Origin of the sequence: Priestia sp. BR_2, from assembly GCF_041954005.1 — a bacterium.
Taxonomy (GTDB): Bacteria; Bacillota; Bacilli; order Paenibacillales; family Paenibacillaceae; genus Paenibacillus_AQ; species Paenibacillus_AQ lautus_A.
Window position 1 is genome coordinate 244,679 of sequence record NZ_JAVFHM010000188.1, and the last position, 18,411, is coordinate 263,089.

Here is an 18,411-nt window from a genome sequence, read left to right on the forward strand (position 1 = left end):
TCTAGCGCAATCTTGCGACGGGTAAGGGCTTGCATATTTTTTAACGCCATTACGGATTTAAGGAGGTCCTTATGCTGCGCCGATTTTTTTCCTATTACAAGCCTTATAAAGGGCTATTCATATTGGATTTTTGCTGCGCTATCTTTGCCGCTTTGCTGGAATTGATATTCCCGGTAGCCGTCAACCGCGTGATCGACGACTTGCTGCCAAGCGGGAACTGGAAGTGGATTTTATACGCTTGCCTAGGGCTTCTCGGCATTTATGTCGTCAGTTCTTTCCTGCATTACGTAGTTACGTATTGGGGTCATAAACTCGGCATCAACATTGAAACGGATATGCGCAAAAAGCTGTTCGATCGGGTTCAGAAGCAATCCTTCCGTTTTTTTGACAACAACAAGACGGGACATCTTGTCTCGAGAATGACCAACGACCTGATGGATATCGGGGAGATTGCCCACCATGGTCCGGAAGACCTGTTCATCGCCGTCATGACGCTTGCCGGAGCGCTGGGCATCATGCTCGGGATCAACTGGCAGCTTGCCGTGATGACGTTTGTGATCGTTCCTTTGATGATCTATTTATCGCTGTATTTCAGCGGGAAAATGTCGGCGGCGTTCAAGCGCATGTTCTCCGATATTGCCGATTACAATGCACGCGTGGAGAACAACGTCAGCGGGATCCGCGTGGTTCAAGCCTTCTCGAATGAGGAGCATGAAATCGCGCGTTTCGCCGAGAACAACAACCGCTTTCGCGTGACGAAGCTGATTGCTTACCGCATCATGGCCTGGAACTCGTCCATCAGCTTTATCCTGATGAAATTCATTTCGCTGTTCGTGCTGGTATGCGGCACCTGGTTCGTGATTGAGGGCCGGATGACCAACGGGGAATTTATCGCTTTTGTCATGCTGTCTAACGTGTTCCTCGGTCCGATTAAACAAATCAATGCGGTCATTGAGATGTATCCGAAGGGAATCGCCGGCTTTAAGCGGTATTTGGAGCTTCTGGAAAGCGAACCCGACGTCGCGGATATGCCGGGTGCCAAGCCGGTCGGCCATGTACGTGGTGACATTGCCTTTCATGGCGTAACCTTCGGGTACGAGAACAAAGACCACGTCCTGGAGGATGTCCATTTGTCTATTCGCGCAGGCGAAACGGTCGCGCTTGTAGGGCCGTCCGGAGCGGGCAAGACCACGTTGTGCTCATTGCTGCCTCGTTTCTATGACACGGAAGCCGGAAAGATAACGATAGACGGGATCGATATTCGCGACATGACGATGCAATCCCTTCGTTCCCATATTGGCATCGTCCAGCAGGACGTGTTCCTGTTTGATGGCAGCATCCGCGAAAATATCGCCTATGGCAGGTTAGATGGTGACGACAGCGACATCATGAAAGCGGTGGGCCGTGCCCAGCTTGAAGAGCTGGTTGCTTCGCTTCCGGATGGGCTGGACACCTTGATTGGCGAGCGGGGCGTGAAGCTGTCCGGCGGACAGAAGCAGCGACTGTCTATAGCCCGGATGTTCCTCAAGAACCCGCCGATCCTCATTCTCGACGAGGCGACGTCCGCGCTTGATGCGGAAACCGAAGCGGCGATTCAACAGGCGCTTGCCGAGCTCTCGGAAGGACGAACGACGCTGGTGATTGCCCACCGGCTCGCAACCATCAAGAACGCGGATCGCATCGTGGTCGTTGCGGACAAAGGCATCGCCGAACAAGGAGCCCATGAGGATCTGCTCGCGGCGCACGGCATATACAGCCGTTTGCATCGAGCTCAATTCGGGGCTTGATTCAACCAACACCATAATTAGGAGGCTGTAAAATATGTTCAAGTCAAAATTACGCGTCATGCTCACCATCCTTGTCTTATGCTCGATCTTCATCTCGGCATGCGGCGCAAATGGAAATACGGCGAATCAAGCCGGTTCCGCAGGCGAAACAGCAACAGGGAAGGATACTCCGAAGACCGAAGCCCCAGCCCCAACAACCAAAAAGGTGCCGACAATTAACGGAGACATCGAAATTCCAACGGATCCTCAGCGAATTGTAGTGGATGCCTACTTGCCAACACTGCTGCTGCTCGGAGAAAAGCCGGTAGGCGCCACCGCGAAGGATTTGGAGAACGTCCATATCCAGGACCAGATCGATGGCATAGAGAACACCGGGGAAAGCTCTGCGGAGAAGATAGTGGAACTTAACCCCGATCTGATTATCAGCGCAAACTCGGACCCGGAGCTATACGAGAAATTGTCCAAAATCGCACCGACCGTCATTCTTCCTTATGAAACCTATCGAGGCGTGCACGAAGAAGTAGAGGGGCTCGGCGCAATCCTTGGCAAGGAAGAAGAAGCAAAAGAATGGCTTGCCGGTTTTGATGAAAAAATTGAAGCGCTGCGCACAAAAGTGAACGGTGTGTTGGAAGAAGGTGAGACGTTCTCGATCTTCGGCGCATTCGGCAAAACCTTCTACCTCTACGGTGACGGCATTTATCGCGGGGGCTTGGCCATCTATAAGGAACTCCAGCTAACGCCTCCGGCAGCGATCCAAAAGGAATTGATTGATGCCAACGTGACTTACAAGGAGGTTTCCTTGGAAGTGCTCAAAGATTATGCAGGCGATTATATTTTCTTTGATGAGTCCAACGGGGCCGAGATGGATAAGAAGGATAAGGTGTGGACTTCGATTGAAGCGGTGAAGCAGGATCACGTGTTTTATATGGATGCCAAGCGATTCTGGCCGTTTGATCCCATTGCGGTCCTGGCTCAGGCCGAGGAAGTGACGGACATGATCGTTAGCCAAAAAGAGAAGGAGAAAACGAAATAAACCGCGGTATCGGTGCTCCTCGGATAGAAATGCGGGCGGCATGGAGGTGACGTTGATCCTCTCTTCAAGCAGCAGCGAAATGGCAGACCCTGAGGAAGAGGGCTGCCATTTGCATTGGCCGTGGAAATGACGAAACGCAAGCCATGCAGAAACCATCAAGCATTGGCGCGGTGAATAAGACGGTACCTCAGATGCGTAACCCCGGGAGATTCGATGACGGTTGTACGAACGAATTCGATATCGGAGGGGAGATGTTCGAACAATTTCTGACCGTTGCCTAGAAGGATCGGCACCAGCGTGATCAAGAGCTCATCCAGCAGGCCTGCTCCCATATATTGTTGTATGACGTTGGCTCCTCCGGCGATTTTGACGTCTTTGTTCCCCGCCGCAGCTTTTGCTAGTTCCAATGCCCGTTCGATCCCATCCGTGACAAAGGTATAAGTCGTACCGCCATCCTTCGTTTCTGCCTGCCGTTCTTCATGAGTCAGAATAAATACCGGCATATGAAAAGGGGGCGTATCTCCCCAAAAAGGTTGTCCATGATCAAACATCGTGCGGCCAAGAACGACAGCGCCGGTTCTGCGATTGGATTCGGCTATCAGCTCCGCGTCCCGGTTAAACTGGCCCCCGGTCAGGCCATGCATTTCGCGCCAGCTCGTGAGTTCATAAATCCATTCATGAAGCCGCTCGCCGCCTTTGCCAAGGGGCAAGCGGGCGCTATGGTTCGGACCTGTGATAAATCCGTCCAATGACATCGACATTTCAGCGATAACTTGTGACATAGATCGGTACATCTTTCATCTGAATGATCTTTATGGAAAGCTTTCTGTTGTATAAGAAAACGGTTTTCCAGGATCAGTATAGCACCCGCGTTATGATTAAATTTCTTATCATTTGCTAAATTCAAGGTGACGCAAAAAAACAGAGGTGCAGGATGTAACAAGGGCAAGGTCCGCGCAGGCGGTCCTTGCCCTTGGTTTATTACTGTTAAGGAGAAAAGAAATTTACTTGGTGTTGGCTCAATCAATCACAAGATCACGTTAAAATCGCGGCATGCGATCCGGATTTAGCGTGCATCCGCCGGCTCGTCCACGGCTTTCAGCTTATCGTTCAGGATGCTGTCCTCAAGCACGCTGAATTTGTCCCCGTATACTTTCGAAATATGTTTTTCGCCCCATGCACAGAGCATATCCAGAATTCCGCTCAAACTTCTGCCGTACTCGCTGAGCTCATATTCCACTTTAGGCGGCACTTGATTATGAATGATGCGATTGATCACGCCATCTTCCTCCAGCTCTCGCAGCTGCTGCGTCAGCATTTTTTGGGTGATGTGCGGCATGAGGCGCTTCAGCTCGTTGGTCCGTTTACGGCCATGGGTCAGATGGCAGAGGATCACGCATTTCCACTTGCCCCCGATCACTTCCAATGTTGCTTCGACGGCTATATTGTATTTCTTCGTTTGCATATGGAGCCTCCTATTCTTGATAGGCACCAAAAAGTGCCTAGGGTACTGTCAGGTACCTACATTACAAAAAAGTACGTTCTTCACACAAGTGATGATATGAATCATAATAGCATTTGCCGGCTGGATTACACCATACGTCATATTTTTACAATATACAAGCAAGAGAATAGGATAGGGGGAAATAGGAACATCATGATTATAGATAAAAAAAGAAGTTTGCTTGCGCTTATAGCGCTTGCCGTCAGTGCCTTCGCCATCGGAACAACGGAATTCATCAGCGTAGGGCTGCTGCCGTTGATTGCGGAGGATATGAATATCTCCGTGACGACAGCCGGATTAACCGTGTCGATGTATGCGCTGGGCGTTACCTTCGGTGCGCCGATTCTCACGTCGCTCACGTCCAGAATGTCCAGGAAAACTTTGCTGCTCTGGATTATGATCATTTTTATTATCGGTAACAGCTTGGCAGCGAGCTCAGCTTCCATTGGCGTCCTGCTTGCAGCACGGGTCCTGTCGGCCTTTTCACATGGCGTATTCATGTCGATCGGCTCGATTATCGCCGCAAGCGTGGTGCCTGAGAACCGCAGGGCATCGGCGATCTCCATTATGTTCACGGGCCTTACCGTAGCCACGGTCACCGGCGTTCCGCTCGGAACGTTTATCGGTCAGCAGTTGGGCTGGAGGCTTGCTTTTGTCGCGATTGTGGCGGTCGGCATCGTTGCGCTGATTGCGAATAGTATCCTGGTCCCTTCGGACCTGCCTAAAGGAGAACGCACTTCATTCCGCGACCAGGCTAAATTGATGACGAACGGAAGACTGCTGCTCATGCTTCTGATTACGGCTCTCGGTTATGGCGGGACCTTTGTTGTCTTCACTTATTTATCCCCATTGCTTCAGGATATAACAGGCTTCAATGAAAATACGGTGGCCGTCATCCTGCTTGTCTATGGGATAGCCATTGCAGTCGGTAACGTGATCGGCGGGAAAGCGGCCAATCGCAACCCGCTGAAAGCCCTGCTCTACATGTTTATAGCCCAAGCCTTGGTGCTGGTTACACTTACGTTTACCGCACCGTTTCAAACGGCGGGACTCATCACGATTATTCTTATGGGATTCCTGGCGTTCATGAACGTGCCGGGTTTGCAGGTTTACGTTGTGATGCTGGCCGAGCGCTTTGCGCCCGGAGCCGTGAATATGGCGTCCGCGCTGAACATTGCCGCATTTAATGCCGGTATCGCCATCGGCGCTTTTTTAGGCGGCTTGATCACGAATTCCATGGGCCTGATTCATACGGCGTGGATCGGATCCCTGATGGTGGCCGGTGCGGTCGTGCTCACCGGATGGAGCTTGAAGCTGGAACGAAAGGATTCGGAAAACCCGGATAAATCGGATAAGCCGGATATGCCAGCGGCATGAAACAACAATTTAGGATGAAGGGAGGTGATGGCGGAGCGGATCATGGGAGATACTGCACAATAGGTACATCAATTTTTTTCACAATCCAAAAAAATTCGGAGGTTTATCAACATGACAGCAAAACACTTACAAGATACAACCACTTTATATAATGGCGTTAACATGCCTTGGTTTGGACTAGGCGTATTTAAAGTTGAAGAAGGACCGGAGCTGGTGAATGCCGTTCGTACGGCCATTCAGCACGGCTATCGGAGCGTGGACACCGCCGCCATATACGGCAATGAAGAAGGTGTCGGGCAGGGCATTCGCGAAGGCTTGGCAGCTGCCGGATTAAAAAGAGAAGATCTGTTCGTCACATCCAAGGTGTGGAATGCCGACCTGGGTTACGAATCGACTTTGAAGGCTTATGAGGAAAGCTTGCGAAAGCTGGGATTGGAGTATTTGGATTTGTACCTTATACACTGGCCGGTTGAAGGGAAATATATAGAGGCGTGGAAGGCGCTCGAAACGTTGTACAAGCAAGGGCGCGTAAAAGCCATCGGCGTGAGCAATTTCCAAATCCATCATCTGGAGAAGTTAATGAAGGAAACCGACATCAAACCGATGGTGAACCAGGTGGAATATCATCCCCGATTAACGCAAAAAGAATTGCAGGCGTACTGCCAGGCGAACGGTATTCAGCTAGAAGCTTGGTCTCCCTTAATGCAGGGTCAGCTGCTGGATCAGGAGGATCTTCAGATCATCGCGAAGAAGCATCATAAATCCATCGCGCAGATCATTCTTCGTTGGGATTTGCAGAACGGCGTGGTGACGATTCCGAAATCGACCAAAGAGCATCGGATCACCGAGAACTCCGATCTATTTGATTTTGAATTGTCCATGGAGGATATGCAGCGCATCGACAGCTTGAATCAGGATCACCGTGTGGGACCGGACCCGGACAATTTTGATTTCTAAAAAAATCGGCGTTTACCGCAAGCATATAAGTGTAATGAATAGTGCGACTCTCCTGAGCTTCTCCACCCTGGTGGGGATCGGGAGGGTCCATTCCTACATAACGAAAAGGAGCGAGGATCATGAACTTGGATTTACAGGGTAAAGTCGCATTGGTCACAGGCTCGACATCGGGCATCGGCAAAGCGATCGCCATGTCGCTGGCAGCCGAAGGAGCGTCGGTCATTATCAATGGAAGACACGAGGATAAGGTGAAGCAGACGATCCATGACATTCGCGCCGTCCATCCGGATGCCGAGCTGCGTTATGCCGTGGCGGATCTCGGAACCGAGGAGGGCTGCCACCAGGTCAGGGAAGCCGCACCGGTCGTTGATATTCTGATCAACAATTTAGGCATCTTCGAGCCTGCCGAATTTTTCGATATATCGGATGCGGATTGGTTCAGGTTCTTCGAGACGAATATTATGAGCGGCGTCCGTTTAACCCGACACTATTTGCAGAACATGATCAGCCGCAATGAAGGCCGAATTATTTTTATCGCGAGCGAAGCAGCCGTCATGCCCTCCCAGGAGATGGCGCATTACAGCGCAACGAAGACGATGCAGCTGTCCCTTTCCCGGAGCTTGGCCGAATTGACGACAGGAACCCGCGTCACGGTGAATACCGTTATGCCCGGCTCCACCCTTACGGAAGGCGTCGAAACGATGCTGGATACGCTGTATCCCGATGAGAATCTTACCATCGAAGAAGCCGAACAGCGGTTTATGAAGGAAAATCGGCCGACTTCCATTATTCAGCGGCTGATTCGTCCGGAGGAAATTGCCGATTTCGTCGCCTACCTGAGCAGTCCCAAATCCTCCGCGATCAACGGTTCGGCACTCCGGATTGACGGGGGCTTGGTACGAAGCGTATTCTGAGCAAGCCCATGGCCTAACGCATTCGATGGCATGCTATCGGGATGAGCGGTACTTTAGCCTGAAAGAGTTGGGTTTAAACCCGGTATAACGAACAAAGCAGCGAATGAAATACGGAAACGAGCCGAACCCGGTTTCCTCGGCTATGCGTCCGATCGGCTCGTTGGTGTGGATCAGCAAGCGTTTTGCTTGCTCGATCCGATGCCGCGTCAGGAACTCCAGGGGCGTGCAGCCGAACGTTTTTTTCATGCAAATGGAAATATAATTCTGGTGAAAGTGCATGGCATCGGACAATTGCTGGTAGCTGACCGGCTCTTTGTAATGTGCTCTTAAATAGTTAGCCGTTCGTTCGGCAATGGCATAATGAGGATGCGTCTGCTGGATTCCTTCTTCTTCGGCTTGGAACAGCAGCAGCAGCTCATGCATCAGCTGCTGCTGTTTCCAGCGTGCCGCGAAAGATGGCGATTGCTGAAGCAGCTGCAGCTGTTCAATCAGACGTGCGGCCTGCTCTTTCGAAGACAGTTCTCCGTACTTGGGAATATAGAAAGAGAAATTATCGAACTGCACATAAGGGTGATCCGATTGCGATAAGGCAAACGGGATCCGTTCTTCCGCTTCAACCCACGGTGCGACCGTCTGAAAATGCAGCCAATAAAAATGGGTTTCCTCCTGACAGGGCAGGTACGTACGGTGTGCGGCATCGGGTCTTAGAATCAGGTGATACCCTTCCTTTACGCTGTAAGATATTCCGTTCTCTTCCAGGAATAACTCCCCTCTGGTCACGAGAATCAGATCAAAGACACCGATGTTATACCGATCCGGATGTCGATCTCCTTTCTGGTAGGTATCTTCTCCGCAAATCATATAATGCGGCAATGGCGGAGCCGTAAACTGGAAAATCATCTCCGGCCGGTCCTCCTTCTCCAACTAGCTTTTCTCCATGATAATCGTTTTGTTGTTCCGGATTCAATCCATCATGATGTTGTAATCGGATAAAAAGATGTTGTTTCTGTGTATAGGGAAACGCCGGTTGAGATGATATATTTCTACCTGAGTAAGCACCTATAAGACAGAACAAGGAGCGTGGAAGTCGATGCTGCATCAGACGGCTTTTAACAGTTTGCCGCTTAGAGCGATTAAGCCGGCCGGCTGGCTTAAGGATCAGCTGGAGATTCAAGCAAGCGGGTTTACGGGACATCTGGAGGAACAGTGGAAGGACGTCGGAGCAGACAACGGATGGCTTGGCGGCCAGGGAGAGAGCTGGGAGCGGGGACCTTATTATGTCGACGGTTTGCTTCCTTTAGCTTATTTGCTGGAGGACGAGTCTTTGATCGCTAAAGCGAATCGATGGGTCGAGTGGTCGCTTGCCAGCCAGCAGGAGAACGGCATGTTCGGTCCGGCGCGCATCACCTCCGTGAATCAGGATATCGATAAGGATCAGGATTGGTGGCATTACATGATCATGCTGAAAGTGATGATGCAGCATGAGGAAGCAACGGGCGACGAACGCATCATTCCGTTTCTGACCAAGTTCTTTACTTACGTCCATTCGGTCATCGAGGAACAGCCGCTGCGGGGCTGGGCCAAAACCAGGGGGGCCGAGATGCTGCTGTGCATCGTGTGGCTGCATAAACGAACGGCGCAGCCTTTCCTGCTGCGGCTTGCGGATACGATCGCGGAACAAACCACGGACTGGAGCGGTATTTTTCATGATTTTCCGTTCTGGCGCAAGGTTGAAGAGTGGGATTGGACAACCCATGTCGTGAACGTGGCGATGGGCATCAAAACGCCGGGCGTGCTGTATGAATTACACGGAAATCCCGTGGAGCGGGAAAGCGTACACCGGGGCATGGATTCCTTGATGACGTACCACGGGCAAGCGCACGGCATGTTCTCGGGAGACGAGTGGTTGTCCGGCACCCATCCGAGCCAAGGGGTTGAATTGTGTGCCGTCGTCGAGTATATGTTTTCGATGGAGCAGCTTACGCGCATTTTCGGGGAGGGACGCTTCGGGGATATTTTGGAGAAGGTCGCGTTTAATGCGCTGCCTGCCGCCATCTCTGCGGACTGGACCTCACATCAGTATGATCAGCAGGTCAACCAAATGATCTGCAACGTCGCTCCGCGGGCTTGGAGCAACAGTCCCGATGCCAACGTATTCGGTCTGGAGCCGAATTTCGGGTGCTGCACGGCCAATATGCATCAGGGCTGGCCCAAGCTGGCCTCGCACCTGTGGATGAAGGACCAGGAGGACGGGTTAGTTGCCGTTTCCTATGCTCCCTGCACGGTTAGAACAACGGTTGGCCGCCAGGGCGTGTCCGCTGAGATTGCGGTCACCGGCGAATATCCATTCAAGGATCGCATTCAAATCCATCTGTCGCTTGAACGCGCGGAATCATTCCGGATATCGCTGCGCATCCCGGCCTGGTGCGACCATCCCGTCATTACCTTGAACGGGCGCAAAATGACAATTCAGGCAGAGTCCGGTTATGCCGAGATCGTGCAGACCTGGCAGAGCGGCGATCTGCTGGAACTGTACCTGCCTATGGAAGTGAAGACCGAGTCACGCAGCATGTACGCAACCAGCATTACAAGAGGACCGCTGGTGTACGTGCTGCCCGTGAAGGAGAACTGGCAGATGATCCGGCAGCGCGAGATGTTCCACGATTGGGAGCTCTACCCTGCTTCCCCATGGAAATACGGACTGATGGCCGATACGTCGTTCGAGGTGCTGGAGCGGGAGGTGGTCCGTCAACCGTTCCTGGCTGCCGATGCGCCTGTACGGGTGAAGGTGAAGGGCCAGCTGATCCGGGATTGGAAAATGGAAGGCAACAACGCCGGAAACCCACCGCTGCATCCGAACACGGACGGCCAGCCCGTTACGGAATTGGAGTTGGTTCCGTACGGAAGCGCGAAGCTTCGGATCGGAGAATTCCCTCTGATCGGGGATCGGACCAGAATCGCTAAGAATTAAGCTGGTATGTTAACACATTCGAAAACCGCGGATATCGCGGTTTTTTTTGTTGTACGGATCTATGGTCAAATCACCAAAAGGAATGAGCAGAAATATTGCGATTACCTCTGAAAGATGTCGCAACCCTTGTTCCGTAGTGCATGAAGAATGCGAACAAGCGGTAAGCACCGCAGGTATTCATGAATGCGGGATATGTATCCATTGCGGGCCGGGCCAATATTTAGCCTTTACAGCCAGCGCGGAGAATCGAATCAAGATAGACGACCATTGTGGGCTGCACTATACGGGCTATTTTTAGATCGCTGTTTTCATTTTGTCACATAATCGGCCTCCTTCCTGTCTTGTTTAATGACAAAAACGCATGAAGGAGGTTTCTTCGATGGATTGCAAAGCATGATGTGGCCATTGTGGGTGGAGGTATTGCCGGACTGACCGCAGCTCTTTATTTAGCAAGAGGAGGAAAACGCGTCGGCGTTTTGGAAAGTCAGAATCAGACGGGGGGAAGGGCGATCACGAAGAAGCCTATAAATTTGCCATAAACAATGATAAAGCATAAGCTGGAAACACGAAGTCACGTATATATACCTGTTTCCCAATCGTCTTTATGAATAGTGTGAAAACGAATTTATATATAATTGTATAAAAGTAAAACTATGGTATTCTGAGAGTATAAGGATGAGGTTGTTCCTCGAACGGGACCATTGTTGAGTAAAAATTTGATATCAAACTTTAGGAGGATGAAAAATGAAGGTCAAACGAATTGTTACAAATGTTGCGGCGCAGGACATTTCCAAAGCTTCGTATTTTTACGGGGAAGTACTTGGACTTGATCAACTAATGGATATGGGATTTATTGCAACATACGGTTCGCATGAGAAAATGGGCACTCAGGTTAGTTTCCTATCAGAGGGAGGCTCCGGAGCACCTGTGCCTGATCTGTCGATTGAGGTTGATGATCTTGATGAGGCGTTAACTCGGATAAAAGAAGCAGGAATTCCAATTGAGTATGGACCAACCGAGGAGCCATGGGGGGTTCGGCGTTTTTTTGTTAGGGACCCATTCGGGAAACTTATCAATATTCTTATCCATCTTTAAATAATAAATGGAGCAAATCGTTGCATGGGCAGCGATAGCCCGGCAATGGAACTCGTCCAACCAATGGGGCAGACGTATGGAGAACTTCATCGTTACGGGCCCCTTTATGAAGTATATTCATGCTGGCAACGGACGACGCTTAAGGTTAAGTAAATCTTATGTGGGAGGTCATAATTTCTTGAAATTTGAACTAGGACGTTGCTTACTGAATGAACGATTGGTGGAATCCGGGAAGTCAGCGGAATGGTTGGCAAAAGACTTGCTTATTAAACCGGAACGAGTATACGACTTTATTGAGAACAAAAGAGTGATGCCACTCAAAATTGCCGTATCGATCGCCGATTCCATCGGTTGTGACGTTCGTGCCTTATATGAATTAATTCCGCACCATAATGAAGCAAAGGGAGATTCGCGGAATAATGGGTAGGCTGCACTAAGGCTACAAATGTGATTCATTGATCTAAGTTCACGGGAATCGATGGCTCTGTCAAAATAAGAAGGCAGCTGATCATTTGTGATCGGCTGCCTTTTTTAAACTCTCCGCAATTCATGAACCGGTTAGATAAGCATTTAGCTATATTTCACTGCACCTAGCATTAAGTTAACGGGCAGGATTACTCAATAAAATCATAGAATACCTAATATGGGATTTGATCTTAGGAGGGCGGAAAATGGAATTCACATTTATTCGGCACGGTCATGGAGAACATCTCAACGATTATCCGAATCGGTTAAATACGCCCCATCCTCGTCTTACAGAGTACGGCAAATTTCAAGTAACGCAGCTACGAAATGAAATTAAAATGGATCCTGATGATTTAGTTCTTGTAAGTCCCACTAAACGTACAATTGAGACGGCAATGATTATAAAAAATGGCATGGACTTCATTATTTCTCCATTGGTTGGTCCGAGAATGTTTCCTCAGAACCCCGAACTTCCTTTTTTAGCTTGCGATCACATCCTTTCTAAAACGGAAATTACCCATCTGTATGGAGATATTGAAATTCTTGATTTCAATTTGGATTGCTGGAAAGAAGGGATCAATAGGATCGAACAAGATATTTTCGAACGATATGCTGCGCGGTTGTTAGAGTGGATCGGGGAAAGTTATAAAAAAATATTCTTTATTTCACATGATGGTACGATAACGAATTATCGGATATTGCTTGGAGAAAAAGGATTGACTAGGAAAGATTTTCTCGGGGAGGCTGGGTTATACCGAATGAACTTGTAAGCTGTTGGACAGTAAGCGCTAAGCTAACATCCCTTGAAAGGCTGTGATGAACATCGGAAACCCATTGCGGGAAATCAACTGGGTGGAGAAAAGCAATACCCTTGAAGTTTTGCTCGAGCATGAAGGTTCAATTCATACCGTCTCCTTGGATTCGGGGCTGGAGGCAGAGGTAATCAAAATTGCCGCGCCAACGGCAGACTACGTACTGAAAGTGTGGAACAAAGCGTCCAAGCCGAATGTACATGCTCAATATCAGATTTTGAATGCTTTATTCACGCATGGATGTTCGGTCTCTGAGCCCGTGGGCTGGGGAACGGACCGAAATGGCGATTCAACATTGCTGACCAGTTATGACGGAACGCCCGTTCAAACGGTCGATCAGCGTAAACTAGCGAAGCTGGTGAAGATTTTAGCGGATATACATAAGCTCCCGCTTGAAGATTTTATTGGTGACCGGTTACCCCGATATGAGTTCATCGATTATTTCTTTCCTCGCATCGAGAACCACCCCGATATCCGGGTTCTTCTGGAAGAGCTTCTTCAGCGTGCGGATATGAAACAGTCATGTTTGATCCATGGCGATTACCACCTGGGCAATATTCTTGAGACTAAAGACAAGCTGACGGTGATCGATTGGACAAATGCTCAACGGGGGGATCCCAGATATGATGTTGCTTGGTCGATTATCGTAATGTGGGTATTTGCAAGCGAAGAGCAAGCCGCCATCTATCGTACCGCATGTTGTGCCGAGTATCGTTACGAAGAACAAGAGCTTGAATTGTTTGAAGCCATAGCCTGTTTAAGAGGAATCATGCTGTTTAAGGCGAATGATGTACCTATCGGTCATCGTACCATCTCAAGGTTTAGGTCCATATTGTCGAAAAACGAATATTTAAACGACCAACTGCTCTAAAGCACTCCTAGATGAATATCAAGCAAAATGTGTAGCAGTATCAGGTTATGCTTAAACGTTTGCTAAAGAGCATTAGAAGAGATTACGCAGGAATGGCATTTGGGGAAACTCCCGTATGTCGGTTGCACCGCATTTAATGGATAAAGGAGAGTTGATGCCCATTGGAAACAATCGCTTGCGTCACGGGAGCCGATCGGGGTTTAGGATTGAGCTTGGCGAAATGGCTTCTTGAAAACGGATACACCGTGTTTGCCGGACGCTATATGGAGGATTGGGACGCGCTGGATCGATTGCTGGAGGATTATCCGGACCAGCTGGAACTGATTCCGCTTGATATCGGCGACGATGCCAGCGTGCAGCAGGCAGCCAAGCTGATCCGGGATAAGGCGCCGCATCTGGATCTGCTCATAAACAATGCCGGCATCACGAAACGGTCCGATCTGGCGAACATTCAGGGCGAACTGGATTTTGCCGACATGGCCCAAATCTACAACGTCAATACCCTCGGACCTCTTCGGGTAAGTCATGCACTTATCGATCTGCTGATCCAAGGAAACAACAAGCTCGTGGTCAATATCTCTTCCGAAGCCGGCAGCGTCAGCAGAAATAAACGCAAGGAGATGTACGGTTACTGTATGTCGAAGTCCGCGCTCAATATGCAATCCTCGATACTGCATCAGCATCTGTCAGCCGATGGAGGACAGGTCATGGTGTTCTATCCCGGGTGGCTGCAATCCTACATGAGCGGCGAACTGAATCAAGAAGCGGCCGTGCCGCCGGACGTGTCTGCCGATCGCATCATGAAACTTGTGATGGACCATAAGGCATACGCTGGCGAACAGCCGATTTTTCTGGATTATGAAGGACAAGTGTGGCCCTGGTGAAAGGGCGGGAGAGGAGACTGCAAATCAATGAAAGCCATTGCGCTGGGACAATACGAGGGAGCGAAATATCATCCGTTTACGCAGATTGACCGCGAACTGCAAACCATTTTCGAACCTGCGATGGACGTGGAATGCACGGATGATTACGCCGTACTGCAAAAGGATAAGCTGGAGGGATATGATCTGTTCATATCGTACGCAGAGTTTTCGGATGGGGAGATACCTGAAGATCAGGTACAAGCGCTTATATCCTATGTGCGCAACGGCGGGGGGCTGTTAGTTATCCACAACGGCATCTCGCTGCAGCGGAGTACGGAGCTGGAAAAGTTAATCGGCGGGCGATTTACGGGACATCCGGCATATACGTCGCTGCCGGTTCGATATCAATCGGGGAGCCATCCGATCGTGGAGAGCTTAACCGATTTTACGATCGATGAAGAACCCTACCGGTTCGAATTGAGTCCGCATGAAACAACGGTTGTCTTTGCGGAATACGAGCATGACGGCCAGCGCTGGCCTGCGGCGTGGGCACATCCATACGGCTCCGGCCGGGTGGTATATCTGATGCCAGGTCATCATTCGCCGTCTTTTCGGATAGAATCCGTGCGTCATCTGATTCGGGAGAGCGGACTATGGGCTGCCCGGAAGTGCGTAGACTAGAAAATCGGCATGCATCATAGGCATTCTATCACCGCTCTCGAAGGCGGTGATTTTTAATTTGCGCGGAATAGTTCCTGGTGCCAAACGCCTTCGTTCCGTCCGGATTTGTATTTGAGGAAAATTTTAAAAAGAGGGTTGACAGCAGCATGTCCCTTCTTGTACTCTGTGTATGTAATCGTTTACGTAATCGATTACATACTGGAATCAGGATGATATTTTGAGGTGAAAGATGATTGGCAAAAGCAACGATTAAACAAGTAGCAGCGGCAGCAGAAGTATCAACGGCAACCGTTTCAAGAGTGCTTAACAACAGCGATTACGTAAGCGATGAAATTAAAGAGCGGGTGATGGCGGCCGTGAACCGGTTGAATTATCGTCCAAGCGCCATCGCACGAAGCCTGAAGCAGGACCGCACGTACATGATCGGCGTGATCGTGCCCGATATTTCAAATCCCTATTTCATGGGCATATCCCGAGGCATTGAGGATATTGTAGGTAAAGAGGGCTTTCAGTTAATATTTTGCAGCTCGGACGAAAACCCGGAGAAGGAGAGGCGATTGCTAAAGCTTCTGCAGGAAAAGCGCGTGGACGCCGTCGTATTGGCAACGTCGGGCGGGAACGACCCGGCGATCAAGCAGATCGCGGATTCCAACATGCCGATCGTGCTCGTGGACAGGAAGCTGGACTCGCCGGAAACAGGATCGATGCTCGATCTGGTAGCCGAGGACAATACCGAGGGAGCCTTGCGCCTAACCCGGAAGCTGCTCGAGGAAGGACATACGGCTATCGGCGTAGTTAACGGGCCAACGAGATCAAGCACGGGGAGGGAACGTCTTGAAGGCGTCATGAACGCGATGAAGGCATTTGGGATGAACGAGGGCCCCATGGTGTATAACGGAGATTTTTCCACGGAGGACGGAATCCGGGCAGTTCAGCAATTTCTGAACGCGGAACGCAGGCCAACCGCCATCATTTCCCTGAATAACCGCATGAGCCTTGGCGTTCTGCTCGAGATTGTGCGCAGCGGCCTGAAAATTCCTGCCGACATGGCAGTTGCTTCTTTTGGCGAGGTGGAAGCCGGACCTTTACTCAAGGAATCGGGACTCTACTACATGGAGCAGCATCCCTACGATATGGGAATCAAGGCCGGAGAAATCCTTCTAAGCCGAATACGGGCAGAAGCCCGGCAGGAACCGGCTTATGAAATATACAGCAATGAAGTCAAACAGTTGAACTGATCGTACATGCCGCCGCTCTAAAAACAGAGAGGATGATGGAGATGCATAATCAATCAAACATCTGCAATCGATTGCAGAACGAATTGCCTAAAATCGGCATTCGCCCTATCGTGGATGGCCGGCGGGGTGGTATCCGGGAATCGTTAGAGGATGTCACCATGGATATGGCGAAACGAACCGCTCGCTTGCTCACCGAACGGCTAAGGCACAGCAACGGGCTTCCAGTGGAATGCGTGATTGCCGACACCTGTATCGGAGGGGTAGCTGAGGCCGCACGAACCGAAGAGAAATTTGCCAGGGAGAATGTAGGTCTTACCATTTCGGTGACACCATCCTGGTGCTATCCGACGGAAACGATGGATACCCACCCGACCAGGCCAAAAGCAATTTGGGGTTTCAACGGGACGGAACGTCCCGGGGCCGTATATCTGGCGGCGGCGCTGGGAGCGCATAATCAGAAGGGTCTGCCGGCCTTCTCCATCTATGGACGCGATGTACAGGATATCGGGGATACCGAAATAACGGCGGATGTTCAGGAGAAGCTTCTGCAATTTGCCAAGGCAGGCCTTGCCGTAGCGACGATGAAGGGGACCTCCTACTTATCGATGGGCACCGTATCCATGGGCATCGCGGGCTGCATCGTCGACGAAAACTTTTTTCAGAGGTATCTGGGGATGCGCAACGAATATGTGGATATGACCGAATTCGTACGGCGGATCGAGCTGGAAATTTACGATCACGACGAATATGAGCGGGCACTGGTCTGGATTAAACAGAATTGCAAGCCGGGAACGGACGTCAATCCGGAGCATTTAAAGCGGTCCGAAGAACAGAAGGAACAGGATTGGGAAACCGTCGCGAAGATGGCGCTGATTGCACGCGATTTGATGGTGGGCAATCCGAAGCTGGCGGCCATGGGATATGGAGAAGAAGCGCTCGGCCGACATGCACTGGCTGCAGGATTCCAGGGACAGCGTGCCTGGACGGATTACTTCCCGACGGGGGATTTCATGGAGGCGATATTGAATTCCTCTTTTGATTGGAACGGTCTGAGGGAGCCGTATATCGTCGCAACGGAGAATGACAATCTGAATGGAATCACGATGCTGTTCGGTCATCTCCTGACGAATGCGGCCCAGGTGTTTGCAGACGTTCGTACATATTGGAGTCCGGATGCCGTGAAGCGAGTGACGGGATACGAGCTGGAGGGCATTGCGGCCAACGGCGTGATCCACCTGATCAATTCAGGACCGGCAGCACTAGACGGAACGGGAAGGCAATCGAAAGACGGCAAGCCGGCCATGAAGCCGTTCTGGGATATCACGCAGGAGGAAGTCCAGGATTGTCTGAATGCAGTCAAGTGGTGTCCGGCTATTGATTTCTTCCGCGGCGGGGGATTCTCCACGGACTTCACGACCCGGGGAGGCATGCCGGCAACGATCGCAAGAATCAATATGGTCGCGGGTGTCGGACCGGTCCTTCACATCGCGGAGGGAATAACCGTGGAGCTCCCGGAGGCCGTGCACGATGTATTGGACCAGCGAAGCGACCCCACTTGGCCGACGACCTGGTTCGTTCCGAACCTTACCGGCGAGGGACTGTTCAAGGATGTTTACACCGTTATGAGTAATTGGGGATCCAACCATGCCGCCATGAGTTACGGCCATATCGGCGGAGATTTGATTACTTTGGCGTCGATGCTCCGCATTCCGGTATGCATGCACAACGTGCCGGAGGAGCGGATCTTCCGGCCAAGCGCTTGGACCGCTTTCGGCGGGCTGGAGCCGGTTTCTGCCGATTACCGGGCATGCGCGTCTTATGGTCCTTTGTACAAATAGGAGGC

18 protein-coding genes are annotated in these 18,411 nt (G+C 50.7%); 15 read left to right on the top strand and 3 right to left on the bottom strand.

Features of this window, described 5'->3' with window-relative positions:
* The first annotated feature begins 71 nt into the window (after positions 1 to 71).
* Positions 72 to 1,787, top strand: a complete 1,716-nt coding sequence (locus RB298_RS11425) for an ABC transporter ATP-binding protein (protein WP_486047093.1) — start codon at positions 72 to 74, stop codon at positions 1,785 to 1,787.
* Positions 1,788 to 1,821: 34 nt separating this feature from the next.
* The gene (locus RB298_RS11430) at positions 1,822 to 2,820 is read left to right on the top strand and encodes an ABC transporter substrate-binding protein (protein ID WP_486047094.1); all 999 of its coding nucleotides are present in this window, start codon (positions 1,822 to 1,824) and stop codon (positions 2,818 to 2,820) included.
* Positions 2,821 to 2,975: 155 nt separating this feature from the next.
* Here RB298_RS11430 and RB298_RS11435 read toward each other — a convergent pair whose 3' ends face one another.
* Both RB298_RS11435 and RB298_RS11440 read right to left on the bottom strand, forming a co-directional pair.
* Positions 2,976 to 3,602, bottom strand: a complete 627-nt coding sequence (locus RB298_RS11435; RefSeq protein ID WP_486047095.1) for a dihydrofolate reductase family protein — start codon at positions 3,600 to 3,602, stop codon at positions 2,976 to 2,978.
* Between the two features lie 284 nt (positions 3,603 to 3,886).
* On the bottom strand, positions 3,887 to 4,285 hold the full coding sequence (locus tag RB298_RS11440; protein ID WP_486047096.1) for a winged helix-turn-helix transcriptional regulator: 399 nt from the start codon (positions 4,283 to 4,285) through the stop codon (positions 3,887 to 3,889).
* A gap of 192 nt (positions 4,286 to 4,477) precedes the next feature.
* On the opposite strand from RB298_RS11440, the gene RB298_RS11445 reads away from it, so the two are divergent.
* The 3 genes from RB298_RS11445 to RB298_RS11455 all read left to right on the top strand — a co-directional run bounded on the left by RB298_RS11445 (position 4,478) and on the right by RB298_RS11455 (position 7,572).
* A complete protein-coding gene (locus RB298_RS11445) occupies positions 4,478 to 5,701 on the top strand; it encodes an MFS transporter (protein ID WP_096774267.1) in 1,224 nt (407 codons plus the stop codon).
* 111 nt (positions 5,702 to 5,812) lie between these two features.
* Positions 5,813 to 6,658, top strand: a complete 846-nt coding sequence (locus RB298_RS11450; protein ID WP_096774266.1) for an aldo/keto reductase — start codon at positions 5,813 to 5,815, stop codon at positions 6,656 to 6,658.
* Between the two features lie 119 nt (positions 6,659 to 6,777).
* A complete protein-coding gene (locus RB298_RS11455) occupies positions 6,778 to 7,572 on the top strand; it encodes an SDR family NAD(P)-dependent oxidoreductase (RefSeq protein ID WP_192571448.1) in 795 nt (264 codons plus the stop codon).
* Positions 7,573 to 7,605: 33 nt separating this feature from the next.
* Here the strand turns inward: RB298_RS11455 and RB298_RS11460 are convergent, their stop codons facing one another.
* Positions 7,606 to 8,496, bottom strand: a complete 891-nt coding sequence (locus RB298_RS11460) for a helix-turn-helix transcriptional regulator (protein ID WP_486047097.1) — start codon at positions 8,494 to 8,496, stop codon at positions 7,606 to 7,608.
* A 166-nt stretch (positions 8,497 to 8,662) separates the two neighbouring features.
* Between RB298_RS11460 and RB298_RS11465 the strand changes: the two genes are divergently transcribed.
* From RB298_RS11465 to RB298_RS11510, 10 genes are all read left to right on the top strand, one after another.
* Positions 8,663 to 10,543, top strand: a complete 1,881-nt coding sequence (locus RB298_RS11465; protein WP_486047098.1) for a beta-L-arabinofuranosidase domain-containing protein — start codon at positions 8,663 to 8,665, stop codon at positions 10,541 to 10,543.
* 383 nt (positions 10,544 to 10,926) lie between these two features.
* Complete coding sequence (locus RB298_RS11470; RefSeq protein WP_486047248.1) at positions 10,927 to 11,082, top strand: FAD-dependent oxidoreductase; 156 nt, start codon at positions 10,927 to 10,929, stop codon at positions 11,080 to 11,082.
* Between the two features lie 205 nt (positions 11,083 to 11,287).
* Positions 11,288 to 11,638, top strand: coding sequence for a VOC family protein (locus RB298_RS11475; RefSeq protein WP_213579041.1), 351 nt, complete (start codon positions 11,288 to 11,290; stop codon positions 11,636 to 11,638).
* A 178-nt stretch (positions 11,639 to 11,816) separates the two neighbouring features.
* Complete coding sequence (locus RB298_RS11480; RefSeq protein WP_096774600.1) at positions 11,817 to 12,065, top strand: transcriptional regulator; 249 nt, start codon at positions 11,817 to 11,819, stop codon at positions 12,063 to 12,065.
* A gap of 244 nt (positions 12,066 to 12,309) precedes the next feature.
* A complete protein-coding gene (locus RB298_RS11485) occupies positions 12,310 to 12,873 on the top strand; it encodes a histidine phosphatase family protein (protein WP_486047099.1) in 564 nt (187 codons plus the stop codon).
* Positions 12,874 to 12,955: 82 nt separating this feature from the next.
* Complete coding sequence (locus RB298_RS11490; RefSeq protein WP_486047100.1) at positions 12,956 to 13,786, top strand: aminoglycoside phosphotransferase family protein; 831 nt, start codon at positions 12,956 to 12,958, stop codon at positions 13,784 to 13,786.
* Between the two features lie 161 nt (positions 13,787 to 13,947).
* Positions 13,948 to 14,670, top strand: a complete 723-nt coding sequence (locus RB298_RS11495; RefSeq protein WP_486047101.1) for an SDR family NAD(P)-dependent oxidoreductase — start codon at positions 13,948 to 13,950, stop codon at positions 14,668 to 14,670.
* Between the two features lie 27 nt (positions 14,671 to 14,697).
* Positions 14,698 to 15,330, top strand: a complete 633-nt coding sequence (locus tag RB298_RS11500) for a ThuA domain-containing protein (RefSeq protein ID WP_486047102.1) — start codon at positions 14,698 to 14,700, stop codon at positions 15,328 to 15,330.
* Positions 15,331 to 15,563: 233 nt separating this feature from the next.
* Positions 15,564 to 16,568 carry a LacI family DNA-binding transcriptional regulator gene (locus RB298_RS11505; RefSeq protein WP_486047103.1) on the top strand — a complete coding sequence of 335 codons (1,005 nt, stop codon included), beginning with the start codon at positions 15,564 to 15,566 and terminating at the stop codon, positions 16,566 to 16,568.
* A gap of 41 nt (positions 16,569 to 16,609) precedes the next feature.
* Positions 16,610 to 18,406 (top strand): L-fucose isomerase, encoded by a 1,797-nt coding sequence (locus RB298_RS11510; protein ID WP_486047104.1) that lies wholly within the window; start codon positions 16,610 to 16,612, stop codon positions 18,404 to 18,406.
* Positions 18,407 to 18,411 lie beyond the last annotated feature (5 nt).

Bases quoted from the DNA above. Each gene is read 5' to 3' on its own strand.
- RB298_RS11425 (WP_486047093.1), top strand. From the start codon at position 72: ATGCTGCGCCGATTTTTTTCCTATTACAAGCCTTATAAAGGGCTATTC.
- RB298_RS11430 (WP_486047094.1), top strand. From the start codon at position 1,822: ATGTTCAAGTCAAAATTACGCGTCATGCTCACCATCCTTGTCTTATGC.
- RB298_RS11435 (WP_486047095.1), bottom strand. From the start codon at position 3,602: ATGTCACAAGTTATCGCTGAAATGTCGATGTCATTGGACGGATTTATC.
- RB298_RS11440 (WP_486047096.1), bottom strand. From the start codon at position 4,285: ATGCAAACGAAGAAATACAATATAGCCGTCGAAGCAACATTGGAAGTG.
- RB298_RS11445 (WP_096774267.1), top strand. From the start codon at position 4,478: ATGATTATAGATAAAAAAAGAAGTTTGCTTGCGCTTATAGCGCTTGCC.
- RB298_RS11450 (WP_096774266.1), top strand. From the start codon at position 5,813: ATGACAGCAAAACACTTACAAGATACAACCACTTTATATAATGGCGTT.
- RB298_RS11455 (WP_192571448.1), top strand. From the start codon at position 6,778: ATGAACTTGGATTTACAGGGTAAAGTCGCATTGGTCACAGGCTCGACA.
- RB298_RS11465 (WP_486047098.1), top strand. From the start codon at position 8,663: ATGCTGCATCAGACGGCTTTTAACAGTTTGCCGCTTAGAGCGATTAAG.
- RB298_RS11475 (WP_213579041.1), top strand. From the start codon at position 11,288: ATGAAGGTCAAACGAATTGTTACAAATGTTGCGGCGCAGGACATTTCC.
- RB298_RS11485 (WP_486047099.1), top strand. From the start codon at position 12,310: ATGGAATTCACATTTATTCGGCACGGTCATGGAGAACATCTCAACGAT.
- RB298_RS11500 (WP_486047102.1), top strand. From the start codon at position 14,698: ATGAAAGCCATTGCGCTGGGACAATACGAGGGAGCGAAATATCATCCG.
- RB298_RS11510 (WP_486047104.1), top strand. From the start codon at position 16,610: ATGCATAATCAATCAAACATCTGCAATCGATTGCAGAACGAATTGCCT.